The organism is Ruegeria sp. CDSA021 (genome assembly GCF_059612325.1).
Genome location: NZ_JBXWQJ010000003.1, coordinates 286206 through 299725, shown reverse-complemented (window position 1 = coordinate 299725; position 13520 = coordinate 286206). Strand labels below are relative to the sequence as shown.

Annotated in this window: 12 protein-coding genes and 2 tRNA genes; 7 read left to right on the top strand and 7 right to left on the bottom strand. The window is 56.9% G+C overall.

What is annotated here, in order from left to right:
- Window positions 1-97: 97 nt before the first annotated feature.
- Window positions 98-172 (top strand) — tRNA-Glu (locus AC2FLD_RS05895).
- A 24-nt stretch (window positions 173-196) separates the two neighbouring features.
- Window positions 197-271: transfer RNA gene (locus AC2FLD_RS05890), tRNA-Glu, on the top strand.
- A gap of 9 nt (window positions 272-280) precedes the next feature.
- Here AC2FLD_RS05890 and AC2FLD_RS05885 read toward each other — a convergent pair.
- From AC2FLD_RS05885 to AC2FLD_RS05855, 7 genes are read right to left on the bottom strand one after another with little or no spacing between them, the layout of a single operon-like run.
- On the bottom strand, window positions 281-2122 hold the full coding sequence (locus AC2FLD_RS05885; protein ID WP_496667915.1) for a V-type ATP synthase subunit A: 1842 nt from the start codon (window positions 2120-2122) through the stop codon (window positions 281-283).
- Entirely contained in the window at window positions 2119-2811 is a 693-nt protein-coding gene (locus AC2FLD_RS05880) for a hypothetical protein (RefSeq protein WP_496667914.1), read from the bottom strand. Before AC2FLD_RS05880 ends, AC2FLD_RS05885 begins: the two co-directional genes overlap by 4 nt.
- A gap of 1 nt (window position 2812) precedes the next feature.
- The gene (locus AC2FLD_RS05875) at window positions 2813-3490 is read right to left on the bottom strand and encodes a hypothetical protein (RefSeq protein WP_496667913.1); all 678 of its coding nucleotides are present in this window, start codon (window positions 3488-3490) and stop codon (window positions 2813-2815) included.
- Complete coding sequence (locus AC2FLD_RS05870) at window positions 3490-3933, bottom strand: ATP synthase subunit C (RefSeq protein WP_050602715.1); 444 nt, start codon at window positions 3931-3933, stop codon at window positions 3490-3492. The genes AC2FLD_RS05875 and AC2FLD_RS05870 overlap by 1 nt, the downstream gene beginning before the upstream one ends.
- A complete protein-coding gene (locus AC2FLD_RS05865; RefSeq protein WP_496667912.1) occupies window positions 3930-5726 on the bottom strand; it encodes a V-type ATP synthase subunit I in 1797 nt (598 codons plus the stop codon). The genes AC2FLD_RS05870 and AC2FLD_RS05865 overlap by 4 nt, the downstream gene beginning before the upstream one ends.
- The gene (locus AC2FLD_RS05860) at window positions 5723-6328 is read right to left on the bottom strand and encodes a V-type ATP synthase subunit D (protein WP_496667911.1); all 606 of its coding nucleotides are present in this window, start codon (window positions 6326-6328) and stop codon (window positions 5723-5725) included. Before AC2FLD_RS05860 ends, AC2FLD_RS05865 begins: the two co-directional genes overlap by 4 nt.
- Complete coding sequence (locus AC2FLD_RS05855) at window positions 6306-7667, bottom strand: V-type ATP synthase subunit B (RefSeq protein WP_496667910.1); 1362 nt, start codon at window positions 7665-7667, stop codon at window positions 6306-6308. Before AC2FLD_RS05855 ends, AC2FLD_RS05860 begins: the two co-directional genes overlap by 23 nt.
- 243 nt (window positions 7668-7910) lie before the next feature.
- Between AC2FLD_RS05855 and AC2FLD_RS05850 the strand changes: the two genes are divergently transcribed.
- The 5 genes from AC2FLD_RS05850 (at window position 7911) to AC2FLD_RS05830 (ending at window position 13513) form a co-directional block, all read left to right on the top strand.
- The gene (locus AC2FLD_RS05850; RefSeq protein ID WP_050602718.1) at window positions 7911-9650 is read left to right on the top strand and encodes an ABC transporter substrate-binding protein; all 1740 of its coding nucleotides are present in this window, start codon (window positions 7911-7913) and stop codon (window positions 9648-9650) included.
- A gap of 81 nt (window positions 9651-9731) precedes the next feature.
- Window positions 9732-10781, top strand: a complete 1050-nt coding sequence (locus tag AC2FLD_RS05845; RefSeq protein ID WP_496667909.1) for an ABC transporter ATP-binding protein — start codon at window positions 9732-9734, stop codon at window positions 10779-10781.
- Window position 10782: 1 nt separating this feature from the next.
- On the top strand, window positions 10783-11859 hold the full coding sequence (locus tag AC2FLD_RS05840) for an ABC transporter ATP-binding protein (protein ID WP_496667908.1): 1077 nt from the start codon (window positions 10783-10785) through the stop codon (window positions 11857-11859).
- The gene (locus AC2FLD_RS05835; RefSeq protein WP_496667906.1) at window positions 11856-12719 is read left to right on the top strand and encodes a carbohydrate ABC transporter permease; all 864 of its coding nucleotides are present in this window, start codon (window positions 11856-11858) and stop codon (window positions 12717-12719) included. The genes AC2FLD_RS05840 and AC2FLD_RS05835 overlap by 4 nt, the downstream gene beginning before the upstream one ends.
- Window positions 12716-13513 (top strand): carbohydrate ABC transporter permease, encoded by a 798-nt coding sequence (locus AC2FLD_RS05830; protein WP_496667905.1) that lies wholly within the window; start codon window positions 12716-12718, stop codon window positions 13511-13513. The genes AC2FLD_RS05835 and AC2FLD_RS05830 overlap by 4 nt, the downstream gene beginning before the upstream one ends.
- The last annotated feature ends 7 nt before the right edge of the window (window positions 13514-13520 follow it).

Sequence of the window (13520 nt, the reverse complement as noted above, 5' to 3'; positions counted from 1 at the left end):
ACTCTGCGGCAGTGGCCCAAAAAACTTTCACGTCCCTGCATTTTTCCGCTTGCGGGGGTCACGGTGAAACCGTAAAAGGCCCTCCACAAGCCAGCGTGGCCCGTTCGTCTATCGGTTAGGACGCCAGGTTTTCAACCTGGAAAGAGGGGTTCGATTCCCCTACGGGCTACCACTTGTGCTTGTGCCAGTACCATATGGCCCGTTCGTCTATCGGTTAGGACGCCAGGTTTTCAACCTGGAAAGAGGGGTTCGATTCCCCTACGGGCTACCATTTACTTCTTTAAATTTCGAACTTTTCGCGACACAGATCTTCGATCTGCGTCCAGATCGATTTGTATTCCGGCGTGTTTTCCGCCGCATAGTGGAAATTCTTCATCAATCCGGTCAGCTGCGTAAACACTTGTCGCACTTCGCCCTTGTCCGAGAAGGCGGCCGTGGATTGTGTGACGCCATAGACAAGTTTGAACGTCATTTTCTGCCGCTCCAGCGGTACGGTCGCATCAACCTTGTCGAAGGCGTCCTGCTGCAGATAGACCATATCGACAAACAGCGCCTTTTGCTGCGTAACAAAATCGTCGATTGTGACGCCCTCTTCCCCCGTGACCTGCATCATCTGATCAACCTGTTCACCTTTTTCGATCAGGGCGAGAAGGGCGCGCACTTTGTCTGTCCAGCCTGGTTCGGCATTCTTGTCGTACCAGTCAGACAACTGGTCCGAGTACCGAGACCAGCTGAGCATCGGATCAACGGCTGGATAAAAGCGCTTATAGGCGCGCTCGGACGACAGGCCGAGGAAGCACTTGACCGTGGACAGTGTGGATTGCGTCACCGGCTCGTCAAAGTTGCCGCCAGCAGGTGAAACCGTTCCGATCAGCGTCAGGCTGCCCAGATCACCGTCATTGGTTTTCAAGGCCCCTGCGCGCTCGTACAACCCTTTGATCGAGCTTTCCAGATAGGCGGGGAATCCTTCCTCACCCGGGATCTCCTCGAGCTTGCCAGAGGTTTCCCGCATGGCTTGTGCCCAGCGGCTGGTACTGTCCGCGATCAGCAGCACGTCATAGCCCATCTGACGGTAGTATTCGCCCAACGTAATTCCGGTGAAGATCGATGCTTCGCGCGCAGCAACCGGCATAGAGGACGTGTTACAGATGATGATCGTTCTGTCCATCAGGCTACCGCCCGTGGTCGGATCGGTCATCTTCGGAAATTCCGCGATGGTCTCAACCACCTCACCCGCGCGCTCACCGCAGGCCACAACGATCACGATGTCCACTTTCGCATTCCGCGCAATCAGGTTCTGCAGCACGGTCTTGCCTGCCCCGAAAGGCCCAGGAATACAGGCGGTTCCGCCGCGGGCGATCGGGAAGAATGTGTCGATCAGACGTTGCGAGGTCAGAACGGGTTCGGTCGGATACAGGCGCTCTGACAAGGTGCGTTTCAAGATGTTTTCCGGCAATGGCCGCCGAACCGGCCATTTCTGCGAAAGTGTCAAAGTATGCTCGCCGCCGTTTTCGTCTTCCAGACGGGCCACAAGGTCATGAATCGTGGCCGCACCCTTTTGCACCCAGACGACCTTGTAAGTGCCGGACCAATTGAACGGCAGCATGATCTTGTGGCTAAAGTGGCCCTCGGGCACCGTCCCGATACTGTCCCCGGCAGTTACTGTGTCGCCAACCTTGACCGAGGGCGTAAAGGACCATTTTGCCAGCTCATCCAACGGTGCCACATCTGCGCCGCGCGGCAGGAAGGTGCCGAATTCGGCGGCCACTTTGGGCAGAGGCGACTGCAACCCGTCAAACACCTGCCCCAGAAGTCCCGGCCCCAGCTCAACCGACAGCAACTGACCCGATTGCTCAACCAGATCGCCAACGGCCACCCCGTCGGTGCTTTCATAGACCTGTACGTCTGCGGTGTCGCCACGCACACGCAGCACCTCGGCTTTTAGACGTTCCTGACGCCCACCGGGGCCGGGGCGTGATGGCAGGATGAATACAACTTCGTTTTTGACCAATTGGCCGGGCTGACCGGTCACGTCCGGGTTGGCCTGTATCTTCACAAGCCCTTCCTGAACCGAGACGACACGTGCGGTCGACGTTTGTTTAGCTGAGGTTGGGGCTGTCATGCGCTTGCTCCCTCAAAATCGATATCGGCGACATCGGCCATCGCCTGCTGCGCCAGTTTCTCAAATCTCTTGGCCGCTTCCGTGGCGCTGCTTTGCGCCCAGCGGTCAAAAATGTTCCAGATCAGGACGTAGATCGCGACCGCTTCAAAATCGAACATGTGGCGAGCTGCATATCGCTTGAGTTGCTTGTGGCTGATAGACAAAAGCAGACGTTCCAGACCAAGCGGATCTTCGTCTTCGAGCAATTGGTGCGCCTCTTTCAACCATGGCATCGGGGTATCAAGCCCAAATGTAGGATCGGCCCAGTGGGCTGGAATATGGCGGCTCCATCGTCCCACGCCGAATGATCCTGAAGGCGCGGGGTCTCCGCGTTTTCTCAGACGCAGTGCTGCAACTACCGAGCGTAGCTCCATGCGTTCCATGAAGAGCTTGCGCAATGTGGGCTGCGGGATGTTTTGCAACGCCTGTTTGCAGCGCTGGATCGCCTGAACGTCTGTGACATCCATGTCATAGGCACTCCAGGTCAGCGTATGCTCCAGCACATTCAAGACCTCGGCATCTTTTGCTGTCAGAGCCGTCAACCGACGCTCGAGCCTGATACGCGACAGCGGCGGCTGTTTGGCAACGAACAACCGTTCCGATCCCGGAAGACTGCACATCAACGCGATATAGGCGTCCTGCCCTGACATCTCAGCGGATGACCCCTTCCAGCACCGCACGGAACCGGGGTTGCAAATGCTCCATCAACAACGAAGCGACAGCCTTGTCGGTCAGGTCCAGCACGACTCCCTGATCTTCCGCCCGAACGCGAATACCTTCCTGAGTGTTGTCTGCCACGTGCAGTTCAACATTCTCGCGAAGCATCTTCGCCGTCAGTCCAAGAACGTACTTCGTCAATTTGCCCGATTGAATGTCATCAGCGTTTTGCTTGATGTCTTCCTGCGTGGCGACCTTGGTGGGCAAAATGACCTGAACCTTGCCGTCAAGGTTGGCACCTTCCCCGGCCCGGCCGACAACCTCAAGTATCATTTGCTTGAGAAGCTCAGGATCGGACATTTCTTTGGTGACAAGACGTTCAACATCTTCCTTGAAGCGATCCGTCAGGCCGGCCTTCATGGTCAACACGGCATCCCGCATCGCGGTGTTCAACGCTTCTTCACCCGCAGACCGATAGTTGTCGGATTCTGTGCGCGCCTTCTTTTTGAACTCTTCAGCTTCGCGCTTTGCATCCGCTAAAATGCGCGCAGCCTCGGCCTTGGCATCGTCGCGCAGCTTCTCGGCTTCGGCCTGACCGGCAGCTACCCCATCATTGCGCAGCTTGTCGATCAGGGCGTCAACGCCATGCGAAATCGTTCCGTTCTGTGCCATCAGCTGATCCCCGCACTAATGACCAAAGCGAACACAAAGGCAAAAACACCAAAGCCTTCGATGATCGCTGCCGGTGCAAGCGCGAGGCCAAATATCTCGGGCTTTTCCTTGGTGGCGTTGATCGCAGCGGCACAAGCCCGGCCCTGCCAGATGCCGCAATACATAAGGGCAATTCCAGACAAAATGCCGATGCCAAACAGACCTCCTGCGTTTTCCGGCGTCACGTCACGGTTCAGGGTGAACATGATGACAATTCCATAGATCACCATCGTTGACGGAAAGGCTGAAACACCAACAAAACGGCCATAGCCACCTTCGGTTTCTGTCATGGCCCCGATGCTGGCCATCCCGGCAATCGAGCACCCTATGGCGCTTGACGCAGCCCCCAACGCCATTGGCGCGTAGATGCCCAGCCAACCCAGTGTGAGAACAAGCTCATTCATTCCTGAACCTCCTTGCGGGCAAACGGACGAAAGACGATGCCTTCATCCGGCAGACCCCATTTAAAGAATTCGATGTAATTGAGACGTAAGCCGTGGACGACGCCGCTCATCATGGCGAGGGCGAAATTCAAGACGTGACCGATGATCAGGATCAGCAACCCAAACAGAATGCCCGGCCCTTTGAGCGCGTGCATGACGGAAACGGCCAAATCGTTGAACGTGATCGCCAGTGAGGCCGAAGCAAGGCCCAGCGCGAACAGGCGCATATAACTTAGCACGTCGCCAAAGGCGCCCATCGCCCCGGCAAGGCTTTGAAATCCTTCGATCAGCCGCCAGATCCAATCTGTCGGCTTTCGGATGATCCTTTCGCTGGAAAACAAAACAATCGCGACAACACCAACGATCAGAGTAGATGTGCCGGGCACAGGTGATTTGCCGTTCATATAGCTGAGCCATAGGGCAAACCCGCCGATCAGAGCAGCAATCCAACCCAGATTGGCGATCGCCTTGCGTTGCCCCCACGCGGCACGGGCCGCCAGCGCGTTGGCCAGAACCAGATGCAAGACACCAACCACAATCGAGACCATCATCATTGCGCTGAAATTGTTCAAATCCAAAACCTTGAGCTTTGCCCAAATCGAGCCAGCAGACGGGGACGCCCCAAAATAGCTCCCAACCATGACGCCGTACAGAATCGTAGCCCCCGAAATAATCAGACCAAAGCGGCGCCAGGACCTTAGTCCAGCTGTGCCATCCATCCGTTTCCAAAACGCCAGCATCCCCAGCAGGATGACAGCGCCATATCCGGCATCCGCGACAATCATGGCAAAGAAGATCGCGAAGGATGCCGAGACGATGACGCTGGGGTCCCAATCCTGATATCCGGGCACCTGATAAAACAGCGCCAGATCGACCGCAGCGCTGCGCTTCTCAGGCTGCTCCAACAATGTCGGAGGCGTGTCGTCCGGGCCCGGTTCTTCAATCAATGCAGCTGACCCTTTGGAATGCGCCATGTCCAGAACTGCGTCGATCCGATCCTCAGGCACCCACCCCTGCAACGCAAACATGGCTTCTGCGTCGCGTATTTTCTGCTTTGCATGGGCCAGTTCGGCGGCGCTCTCGGCGACGGACAGGTTCTGACGCATAAGGGTCAGATAGCGGGTTTGCGCCACACGCTCAGCCTCGAGCGCCTCCAGCGCGATTTCAGCCTCTTCCAGCTGCGCTTCAAGCTCGTGAATGGGCAACGAGCCAACATGCGTGCGCGGGATCGGAAGAATATCGTCGTCAGGTTCATCGGGCGAGATCAGCACAGCGTAAAGAAATCGGTGGTCTTCTTCCAATATGGCCCAGGGCAGTTTGACTTCTGCCAAAGCCTCACGATGCTTCAATGGAAGCTGATAGAACCACAGGCGATTACCAGCCAAAACATCTGTTGGCGGGAAGTCCAAATCGCCCCACGGCCGCACCTGAGCAATACGATGTACCAGAAAATCCCGTTGGTCCATCGTATCCCGAGTGCGCTGCATGAGGTCAGTCACTTCATGCACAAAACGGTCCATGTCAAAGTCGGGGTCTCGCTGAATCTGACGCCGTGGTTCAGGAACTTCTGCAAGGAAACGCAACGCTTTATACGCTTCTCTTGCACCACGATCGCTGATTTTTTCAGGTTCATTCGGTGGGGGAACAAGCGGAAGAACGTGCATACAGCCGAGGTCCTGTAACGCCTCAAGCGTGTCCGCCTTATGTGTTGCCGGACCTACCAGAGACATCTTTTTCAAACGCGCCACACTCATGCCAAAGCCTCCTGCGCGTGTTTGCGCTTTGAAATCTTCGACCGCACCACCGCCTGCATCTGTTCGTCGCTCAGATAGATGCGAATCTTTTTGATATTGGCTTTGGCGCGCGGGATCAGAACCTTTTCGAATAGGTTGACCCGCTGCGTAATCGTGGCCACTGCCTTGTCGAAAATGCGTACACGTTCTTCGGCAATTTTGACCCGCAGGCGCGCTTCGATCATGTCGTGCAGCAACTGCGCGGCGGTATCAACCCAATGGGGTTTGGCAAGTACGGAATACGGACGGACGACAACTTCGATCCGGTCCAGGTCGGGCATCTTGACGCCCACTACGTTGACCTCTTTGACCTTGTAATCCCTAAGCTCAACCAGCCCATCCAGATCAATGCCCTGCTGGGCCAGCATCGGAAGCTTTTCGCCAACCTGCTGCGCAAGGGCCTGCACCTCATCCTGAAGACGTTTGACATCCTCGCGCGCCTTCACCCGTTCCGCCATTAATTGCTGGCGCTTCAGGTCCAGCGACGGCAGAAACCGCTCATAGCTTTTCAGCTGTGTCTGCTGGCGCGCCAGTGACGATTTATTCAGCTGCAACCGCGCCATCGGTATCCTTTGGGAAATACTTGTCGATCAAGGCCTGTTTCATCAGCAACTGTTCCGGAGCGAAACATTCGGCCAGCGTTTTCCAGCCCAGATCCAGCGCCTCCTCCAGCGGGATCGAAACGTTGATGTCCATGAACCGCGCACTGAATAAGGCGCCAAATTTCAACAACTGATGGTCATAGTCTGACAGATCAAACGCCATCGCCTGTTTTTGCGCAGCGTCGCGACTTTCGGAGTAGAAACGGATCATCGTGTTCATGATCTGACCGTGATCTTCGCGCGTGGTCTTGCCGATCACATTCTGCTTCAGGCGCGACAGGCTGCCAAAGGGATCAATCACACCCGAGTGCAGATAGATCTGCCCTTCAGTGATATAGCCGGTATTATCAGGTACGGGGTGGGTTACGTCATTGCCGGGCATTGTTGTCACAGTCAGAACCGTGACCGATCCGCCCTTGGCATAGTCACATGCCTTTTCATATCGGCGCGCCAACTGGGAATAGAGATCCCCCATATATCCGCGCTGCGACGGCACCCTTTCCTGGCTGATCCCCACCTCTTTCATCGCGTCGGCGTATGCTGTCATGTCAGTCAGCAGGACCAGGACACGCTTACCCTCTTCCACCGCAAACTTCTCGGCCACGGCCAAGGCCATGTCGGGCACCAGCAAACGTTCAACCAGAGGATCCATCGCCTGATTGACGAACATGACAGAACGCGAAAACACGCCCGCATCCTCAAACGAGGTTCGGAACGTGTAATAATCATCAAAGATCAGCCCGAGCCCGCCAAAGACCACGATATCCGCGTCCGCCTGAATACCGATTCGGCTCAGGAAGGCGTTGAATGGCTCGCCCGAAACCGAAAAGATCGGGATCTTCTGGCTTTCAACCAGCGTGTTGAAAACGTCGATCATCGGCACATCGGTGCGGATCATTTTGTTGGGCACTGCGCGTTCAGCCGGGTTTACGGTCGGTCCACCGATGTCGATTCGCGGCTCGGAAGACAGATCTGGGCCACCGTCTATCGGTACCCCAGCGCCATCAAAGACCCGCCCCAGAATATTGGCAGAATACGGTGTTTGCATGGGGTGGCCAAGAAAGGTCGCTGTCGCCTCGGTCGAGATTCCCTTAGTGCCGGAAAACACCTGAAGCGTGACAACATCCCGGTCGATGAAGATCGCCTGCGCCAGCGTTTTACGGCCATCAACGGTCTCGATGACCGCGAGGTCGTTGAACCGAACAGCAGGGTTTCCGTCACCCTCAACCGGTACCCGAACCTTGATCGTGTCTCCAACAATTTCCAGAACTCGCGTGTACTTCAACAGGCTTCGGGACATCATCTATCCTCGCTGGTTCAAGTTGTTTTTTTCAAAGCGCGCCGCGTCGTTCACCGGCATTTTTTATAATAGTAGCTCCAGCTTACAACGAATTCACAAATTGGCAAATGAGTTCTATTTCACCCTTCCTCGGATGCCTGATCGTCAATTACTAAAAATTTAGTTTGACACATACGCAAAAAATCGCTGATGCTGTCCGGCATCCGGTTTACGCCGGAAACCACAATCTTTGGGAGGAGACAGATGCGGAGACATCTACTTTCCGCAGTGGCGGCGGCTGCCGTCATTGCGGGGCACGGTCCTGCTTGGGCCGACGAAGCCGCAGCACAACGTTGGATCGACGACGAATTCCAGCCATCGACCTTGTCGAAAGACGAACAGATGGGTGAAATGCAGTGGTTCATCGAAGCTGCACAACCCTATGCTGGCATGGAAATCAACGTCCTGTCCGAGGGCATCCCGACCCATTCTTACGAGTCCGAGGTTCTGACCAAGGCATTCGAAGAAATCACTGGAATCAAGGTCAACCACCAGATCCTCGGTGAGGGCGAAGTGGTTCAGGCCGTTCAGACCCAGATGCAAACGGGCCGGAACCTGTATGACGGCTATGTCAACGACAGTGACCTGATCGGTACGCACTCGCGTCTGCAACTGGCCTACCCGCTGACCGACATGATGGGCGGCGACTGGGCGGGTACAACCTCGCCGACGCTGGATCTGGATGACTTCATGGGCATTCAGTTCACCACTGGTCCGGACGGCAAGCTGTATCAGCTGCCCGACCAGCAGTTTGCAAACCTCTACTGGTTCCGCAAAGACTGGTTCGATGATGAGGCCAACAAGGCCGCATTCAAGGAAAAGTATGGCTATGATCTGGGCGTTCCGGTCAACTGGTCGGCCTATGAGGACATCGCCGAGTTCTTCACCAATGACGTGAAAGAAGTCGACGGTGTGACGATCTACGGCCACATGGACTACGGCAAGCGCGCGCCTGACCTGGGCTGGCGTATGACCGACGCCTGGCTGTCGATGGCTGGTGCCGGCGATGTGGGTGAACCCAATGGCATCCCCGTCGACGAATGGGGCATCCGCATGGAAGCGGGCACCTGTAACCCGGTCGGCGCTTCGGTGTCGCGTGGTGGTGCAGCGAACGGTCCAGCGGCGGTCTATGCGATCCGCAAATGGGACGAATGGCTGCGGGCCTATGCGCCTCCGGGTGCGGCGTCTTATGACTTCTACCAGTCGCTGCCCGCGCTCAGCCAAGGCAATGTGGCCCAGCAGATCTTCTGGTACACTGCCTTTACCGCCGACATGGTGAAGCCGAAGTCTGAAGGCAACAACACCGTGGACGACGAAGGTACGCCGCTGTGGCGGATGGCACCCAGCCCGCATGGCCCATACTGGGAAGATGGCCAGAAAGTTGGGTATCAAGACGTGGGCTCTTGGACGTTCCTGAAATCGACCCCCTCAGATCGTGCGCAGGCAGCTTGGCTTTATGCCCAGTTTGTGACGTCCAAGACTGTCGATGTGAAGAAGTCCCATGTGGGTCTGACCTTCATCCGCGACAGTTCGGTCAACCACGAGTCGTTCACCGAACGTGCACCCAAGCTGGGTGGCCTGGTCGAGTTCTATCGTTCGCCTGACCGTGTGGCATGGTCGCCGACCGGCATCAACGTTCCTGATTATCCGAAGCTTGCCCAGATCTGGTGGCAGCAGATCGGTGACGTGAACTCAGGCGCCTTCACCCCGCAAGAGGCGATGGATCGTCTGGCTGAAGAGATGGACATCACCATGGGCCGTATGCAGGCCGCAGATGAGGCTGCCAACGTCTATGGCGGTTGCGGACCGCGCCTGAACGAACCACAGGATCCCGCCTTCTGGCTGGAAAAAGCAGGTTCACCCAAGGCCAAGCTTGAGAACGAAAAGCCGCAGGGCCAGACCGTCAACTATGACGAACTGGTTCAGCGCTGGCAGTCTCAGTAAGCTGTTGAAACCGGGGGTGCCGTTTGCGGCATCCCCACACCAAGGCCAGTGCGGTGCACTGAAGGACCGGAATCCACGGACATGATTGAACTTCAAGACGCGACCAAACGGGTCGGTAACGTCATCCATATTAAGCCCACGAACCTGGCGCTACAAACCGGCCATTTCAATGTGCTGCTGGGCGCGACGGGATCGGGCAAGACCTCTCTTATCAAGATGATGGCCGGGCTAGACCCGATCGCCTCGGGCAAGGTCCTGATGGATGGTCAGGACGTCACACGGCTGAACACGCAAAAGCGGCAGATCAGCCTGGTGCACCAGTTCTTCGTGAACTACCCGCATATGACCGTATTCGACAACATCGCCTCGCCGCTACGTGTGGCGGGCATGGCGAAATCTGAGATCGAAGGTCGCGTGGAAGAGGCCGCCGATCTGCTTCAATTACGCCCCATGCTGCACCGCCGCCCTCATGAGCTGTCAGGCGGGCAACAACAACGAACGGCACTGGCCCGCGCAATTGCGAAAGAGAGCCGCGCCGTGTTCCTTGATGAGCCGCTGGCCAACCTTGACTACAAACTGCGTGAAGAACTGCGCGAACAACTGCCTGATTTGTTCGCAGGCCGTGGCGCAGTCGTGGTTTACGCCACTTCAGAACCCGAAGAGGCCCTTTTGCTGGGCGGTTACACTGCATTGATGGAAGATGGCCGTGTGACCCAATTCGGTCCAACCGCAGACATATACCGCAACCCTGAAAACATCGCCGCCGCGCGGGTGTTCTCGGACCCGCCGATCAACGTCGCGCAAATCACCGTATCAGACGCTCGGGCGCAGCTGGCAGGCGGTGGTGGCTGGGCAGTTTCTGACATGGCCGATGGAAAGTATATGGTCGCCGTGCGCCCTCATCGCGTGACGCCGTTCCGTACGTCTGACGCTGACGTAGAGCTGACAGGCCGCGTGATCGTGACGGAACTGTCCGGTTCGGATTCCAGCGCGCATTTCCAACATGGGGATGACGCCTGGGTTTCACTGGCTACCGGTGTACACCCCTACCAGGTCGGCGAGGATCACAGTTTCTACATGAACCCGGCCCATTGCCGGTATTTCGACCAAGACGGCAAGAGGGTGGTCTGACATGGCACAGATAAAGCTTTCAAACCTGCGACACAGCTATTTGCCCGTGCCGAAAGGCCCCGAGGACTATGCGCTCAAGGAAATCGACGTCACATGGCGCGACGGTGGGGCCTACGCTCTGCTCGGGCCGTCGGGTTGTGGCAAATCCACGCTGCTGAACATCATCTCGGGCCTGCTGATGCCCTCCGAAGGGCAAATTCTGTTCGACGGTCAGGACGTCACCGCCCTGCCCCCGGATCAGCGCAACATTGCACAGGTGTTCCAGTTCCCAGTGATATACGACACGATGACCGTGGGTGAGAACCTGACCTTCCCGCTGAAGAACCGAGGCGTTGACCCCGCGACGATCAAGCGTCGCGTCGATGAGATTGCCGAGATGCTGGACGTCACGGACATGCTGAACACCAAGGCTTCTGGTCTGAGCCCGGACAACAAGCAGAAGATCTCGATGGGGCGCGGTCTGGTCCGTGACGACGTAAACGCGGTGATGTTTGATGAACCGCTGACTGTGATCGACCCGCATCTGAAATGGAAACTACGATCGAAGCTGAAAGAGCTGCACCAGCGCGTCAAAGCGACGATGATCTACGTGACCCACGACCAGACCGAGGCGCTGACCTTTGCAGACGAAGTGGTCGTGATGCAGGAGGGAGAAGTGGTTCAGATCGGCACACCGGTCGAACTGTTCGAACGCCCTCAGCACACATTTGTCGGTCACTTTATCGGTTCGCCCGGAATGAATGTCCTGCCCTGTGAGGCAAAAGGCGACCGTGCCTTGTTTGAAGGGCACGAGGTGATGCTGGAAGGCCCAACCCACGGCGACGGCGGTCGCACTGATCTGGGTATCCGCCCCGAGTATGTGGGCTTCGGCGACACGGGCATCCCGGCGCATGTAACCAAGGTCTCGGACATTGGCCGTCACTTTGTGGTCAGCGCGATGGTCGGCAACACCGCCCTTAAGGCCGTTACGGAACACGAGGTCCCTGAACCCGGGTCGCAGGTCTTCCTGCAATTCAAACCAGAACAATCCCGCGTCTACCGTGACGGCTGGATCGCAACTCAGGAGCGGGCGCAATGAGAACGGAAAACCAAAGGGCATGGTTCTTTGTCCTGCCGGTGCTGGCGCTGGTCGCGTTCAACGCACTTGTTCCGATGATGACGGTGGTCAATTACTCGGTGCAGGAAACCTTCGGCAACAACCAGTTCTTCTGGGAAGGACTGGGCTGGTTTGAACAGATTCTGCGGTCCGACCGGTTTCAGGCCGCTCTGGGGCGGCAATTCCTGTTCACCTTCCTGATCCTGATAATCGAGGTCCCTCTGGGCATCATCGTGGCCCTGTCAATGCCGCGCAAAGGCTTTTGGGTGCCGGTTTGCCTGGTCCTGATGGCCCTGCCCATGCTGATCCCTTGGAACGTGGTCGGTTCGATGTGGAACATCTTTACCCTGCCCAAGATCGGCCTGCTGGGATACTTCCTGAATGATGTCCTTGGCATCAACTATGACATGACCCAACAGCCATTGTCGGCCTGGATCACCGTCATCGTCATGGATGTCTGGCACTGGACTTCACTTGTGGTGCTGCTGTGCTATGCGGGCCTCGTCTCGATCCCGGACGCCTACTATCAGGCGGCCAAGATCGACGGCGCCAGCCCGTGGTCCGTGTTCCGCTACATCCAACTGCCCAAGATGAAAACCGTCCTGACCATCGCCATTCTGCTGCGCTTCATGGACAGTTTCAACATCTATACGGAACCCTTCGTTCTGACCGGCGGCGGCCCCGGCAACTCCACCACCCTTCTGTCGATCGACCTTGTGAAAATCGCGTTGGGACAGTTCGACCTTGGCCCTGCGGCGGCGATGAGCCTGATCTACTTCGCCATCACGCTGCTGGTCTCTTGGGTCTTCTACACTCTGATGACAAAGGATGACGCGCAATGAAGAAGCGGTCCCTTATCCCGATCCTCTATATCGCGTTCCTGATGCTGCCGATCTATTGGCTGGTTGCAATGTCCTTCAAGACCACGAACGAGATCCTGTCGGGTTTTTCCCTGTTTCCCCAGACCTTCACGCTGGAGAACTACATCACCATCTTCACCGATCCGACATGGTATTGGGGTTACATCAACTCGATCATCTATGTGACGCTGAACACTGTGCTTTCGGTCTGTGTCGCCCTGCCCGCAGCCTATGCGTTCTCGCGCTATCGGTTTCTGGGTGACAAGCAGCTGTTCTTCTGGCTGCTGACCAACCGGATGGCCCCGGCGGCGGTCTTCGCGCTGCCCTTCTTTCAGCTCTATTCCTCCATCGGTCTGTTTGACACGTATCTGGCAGTGGCGCTGGCCCACACACTGTTCAACGTGCCGCTGGCGGTTTGGATTCTGGAAGGCTTCATGCGCGGCATCCCGAAGGAGTTGGATGAAACAGCCTATGTCGACGGCTATTCCTTCCCGCGCTTCTTCGTGACGATCTTCTTGCCCAACATCAAAGCAGGCGTCGGCGTCGCGGCTTTCTTCTGCTTCATGTTCTCGTGGGTGGAAATGCTGCTGGCCAAAACCCTGACTGCGGTCGAGGCAAAACCCATCGCAGCCGTGATGACACGCACCGCATCCAGCGCGGGGTATGAACTGGGCCTGCTGGCTGCTGCCGGAACCCTGACCATCATCCCCGGCGCGATCGTCATCTGGTTTGTCCGCAACTACATCGCGCGTGGTTTCGCGATGGGACGCGTGTGAGGTTCAA

Excerpts from the sequence above, each read along its gene's own strand:
- AC2FLD_RS05885 (WP_496667915.1), bottom strand. The coding sequence starts at position 2,122 with ATGACAGCCCCAACCTCAGCTAAACAAACGTCGACCGCACGTGTCGTC.
- AC2FLD_RS05880 (WP_496667914.1), bottom strand. The coding sequence starts at position 2,811 with ATGTCAGGGCAGGACGCCTATATCGCGTTGATGTGCAGTCTTCCGGGA.
- AC2FLD_RS05875 (WP_496667913.1), bottom strand. The coding sequence starts at position 3,490 with ATGGCACAGAACGGAACGATTTCGCATGGCGTTGACGCCCTGATCGAC.
- AC2FLD_RS05870 (WP_050602715.1), bottom strand. The coding sequence starts at position 3,933 with ATGAATGAGCTTGTTCTCACACTGGGTTGGCTGGGCATCTACGCGCCA.
- AC2FLD_RS05865 (WP_496667912.1), bottom strand. The coding sequence starts at position 5,726 with ATGAGTGTGGCGCGTTTGAAAAAGATGTCTCTGGTAGGTCCGGCAACA.
- AC2FLD_RS05860 (WP_496667911.1), bottom strand. The coding sequence starts at position 6,328 with ATGGCGCGGTTGCAGCTGAATAAATCGTCACTGGCGCGCCAGCAGACA.
- AC2FLD_RS05855 (WP_496667910.1), bottom strand. The coding sequence starts at position 7,667 with ATGTCCCGAAGCCTGTTGAAGTACACGCGAGTTCTGGAAATTGTTGGA.
- AC2FLD_RS05850 (WP_050602718.1), top strand. The coding sequence starts at position 7,911 with ATGCGGAGACATCTACTTTCCGCAGTGGCGGCGGCTGCCGTCATTGCG.
- AC2FLD_RS05845 (WP_496667909.1), top strand. The coding sequence starts at position 9,732 with ATGATTGAACTTCAAGACGCGACCAAACGGGTCGGTAACGTCATCCAT.
- AC2FLD_RS05840 (WP_496667908.1), top strand. The coding sequence starts at position 10,783 with ATGGCACAGATAAAGCTTTCAAACCTGCGACACAGCTATTTGCCCGTG.
- AC2FLD_RS05835 (WP_496667906.1), top strand. The coding sequence starts at position 11,856 with ATGAGAACGGAAAACCAAAGGGCATGGTTCTTTGTCCTGCCGGTGCTG.
- AC2FLD_RS05830 (WP_496667905.1), top strand. The coding sequence starts at position 12,716 with ATGAAGAAGCGGTCCCTTATCCCGATCCTCTATATCGCGTTCCTGATG.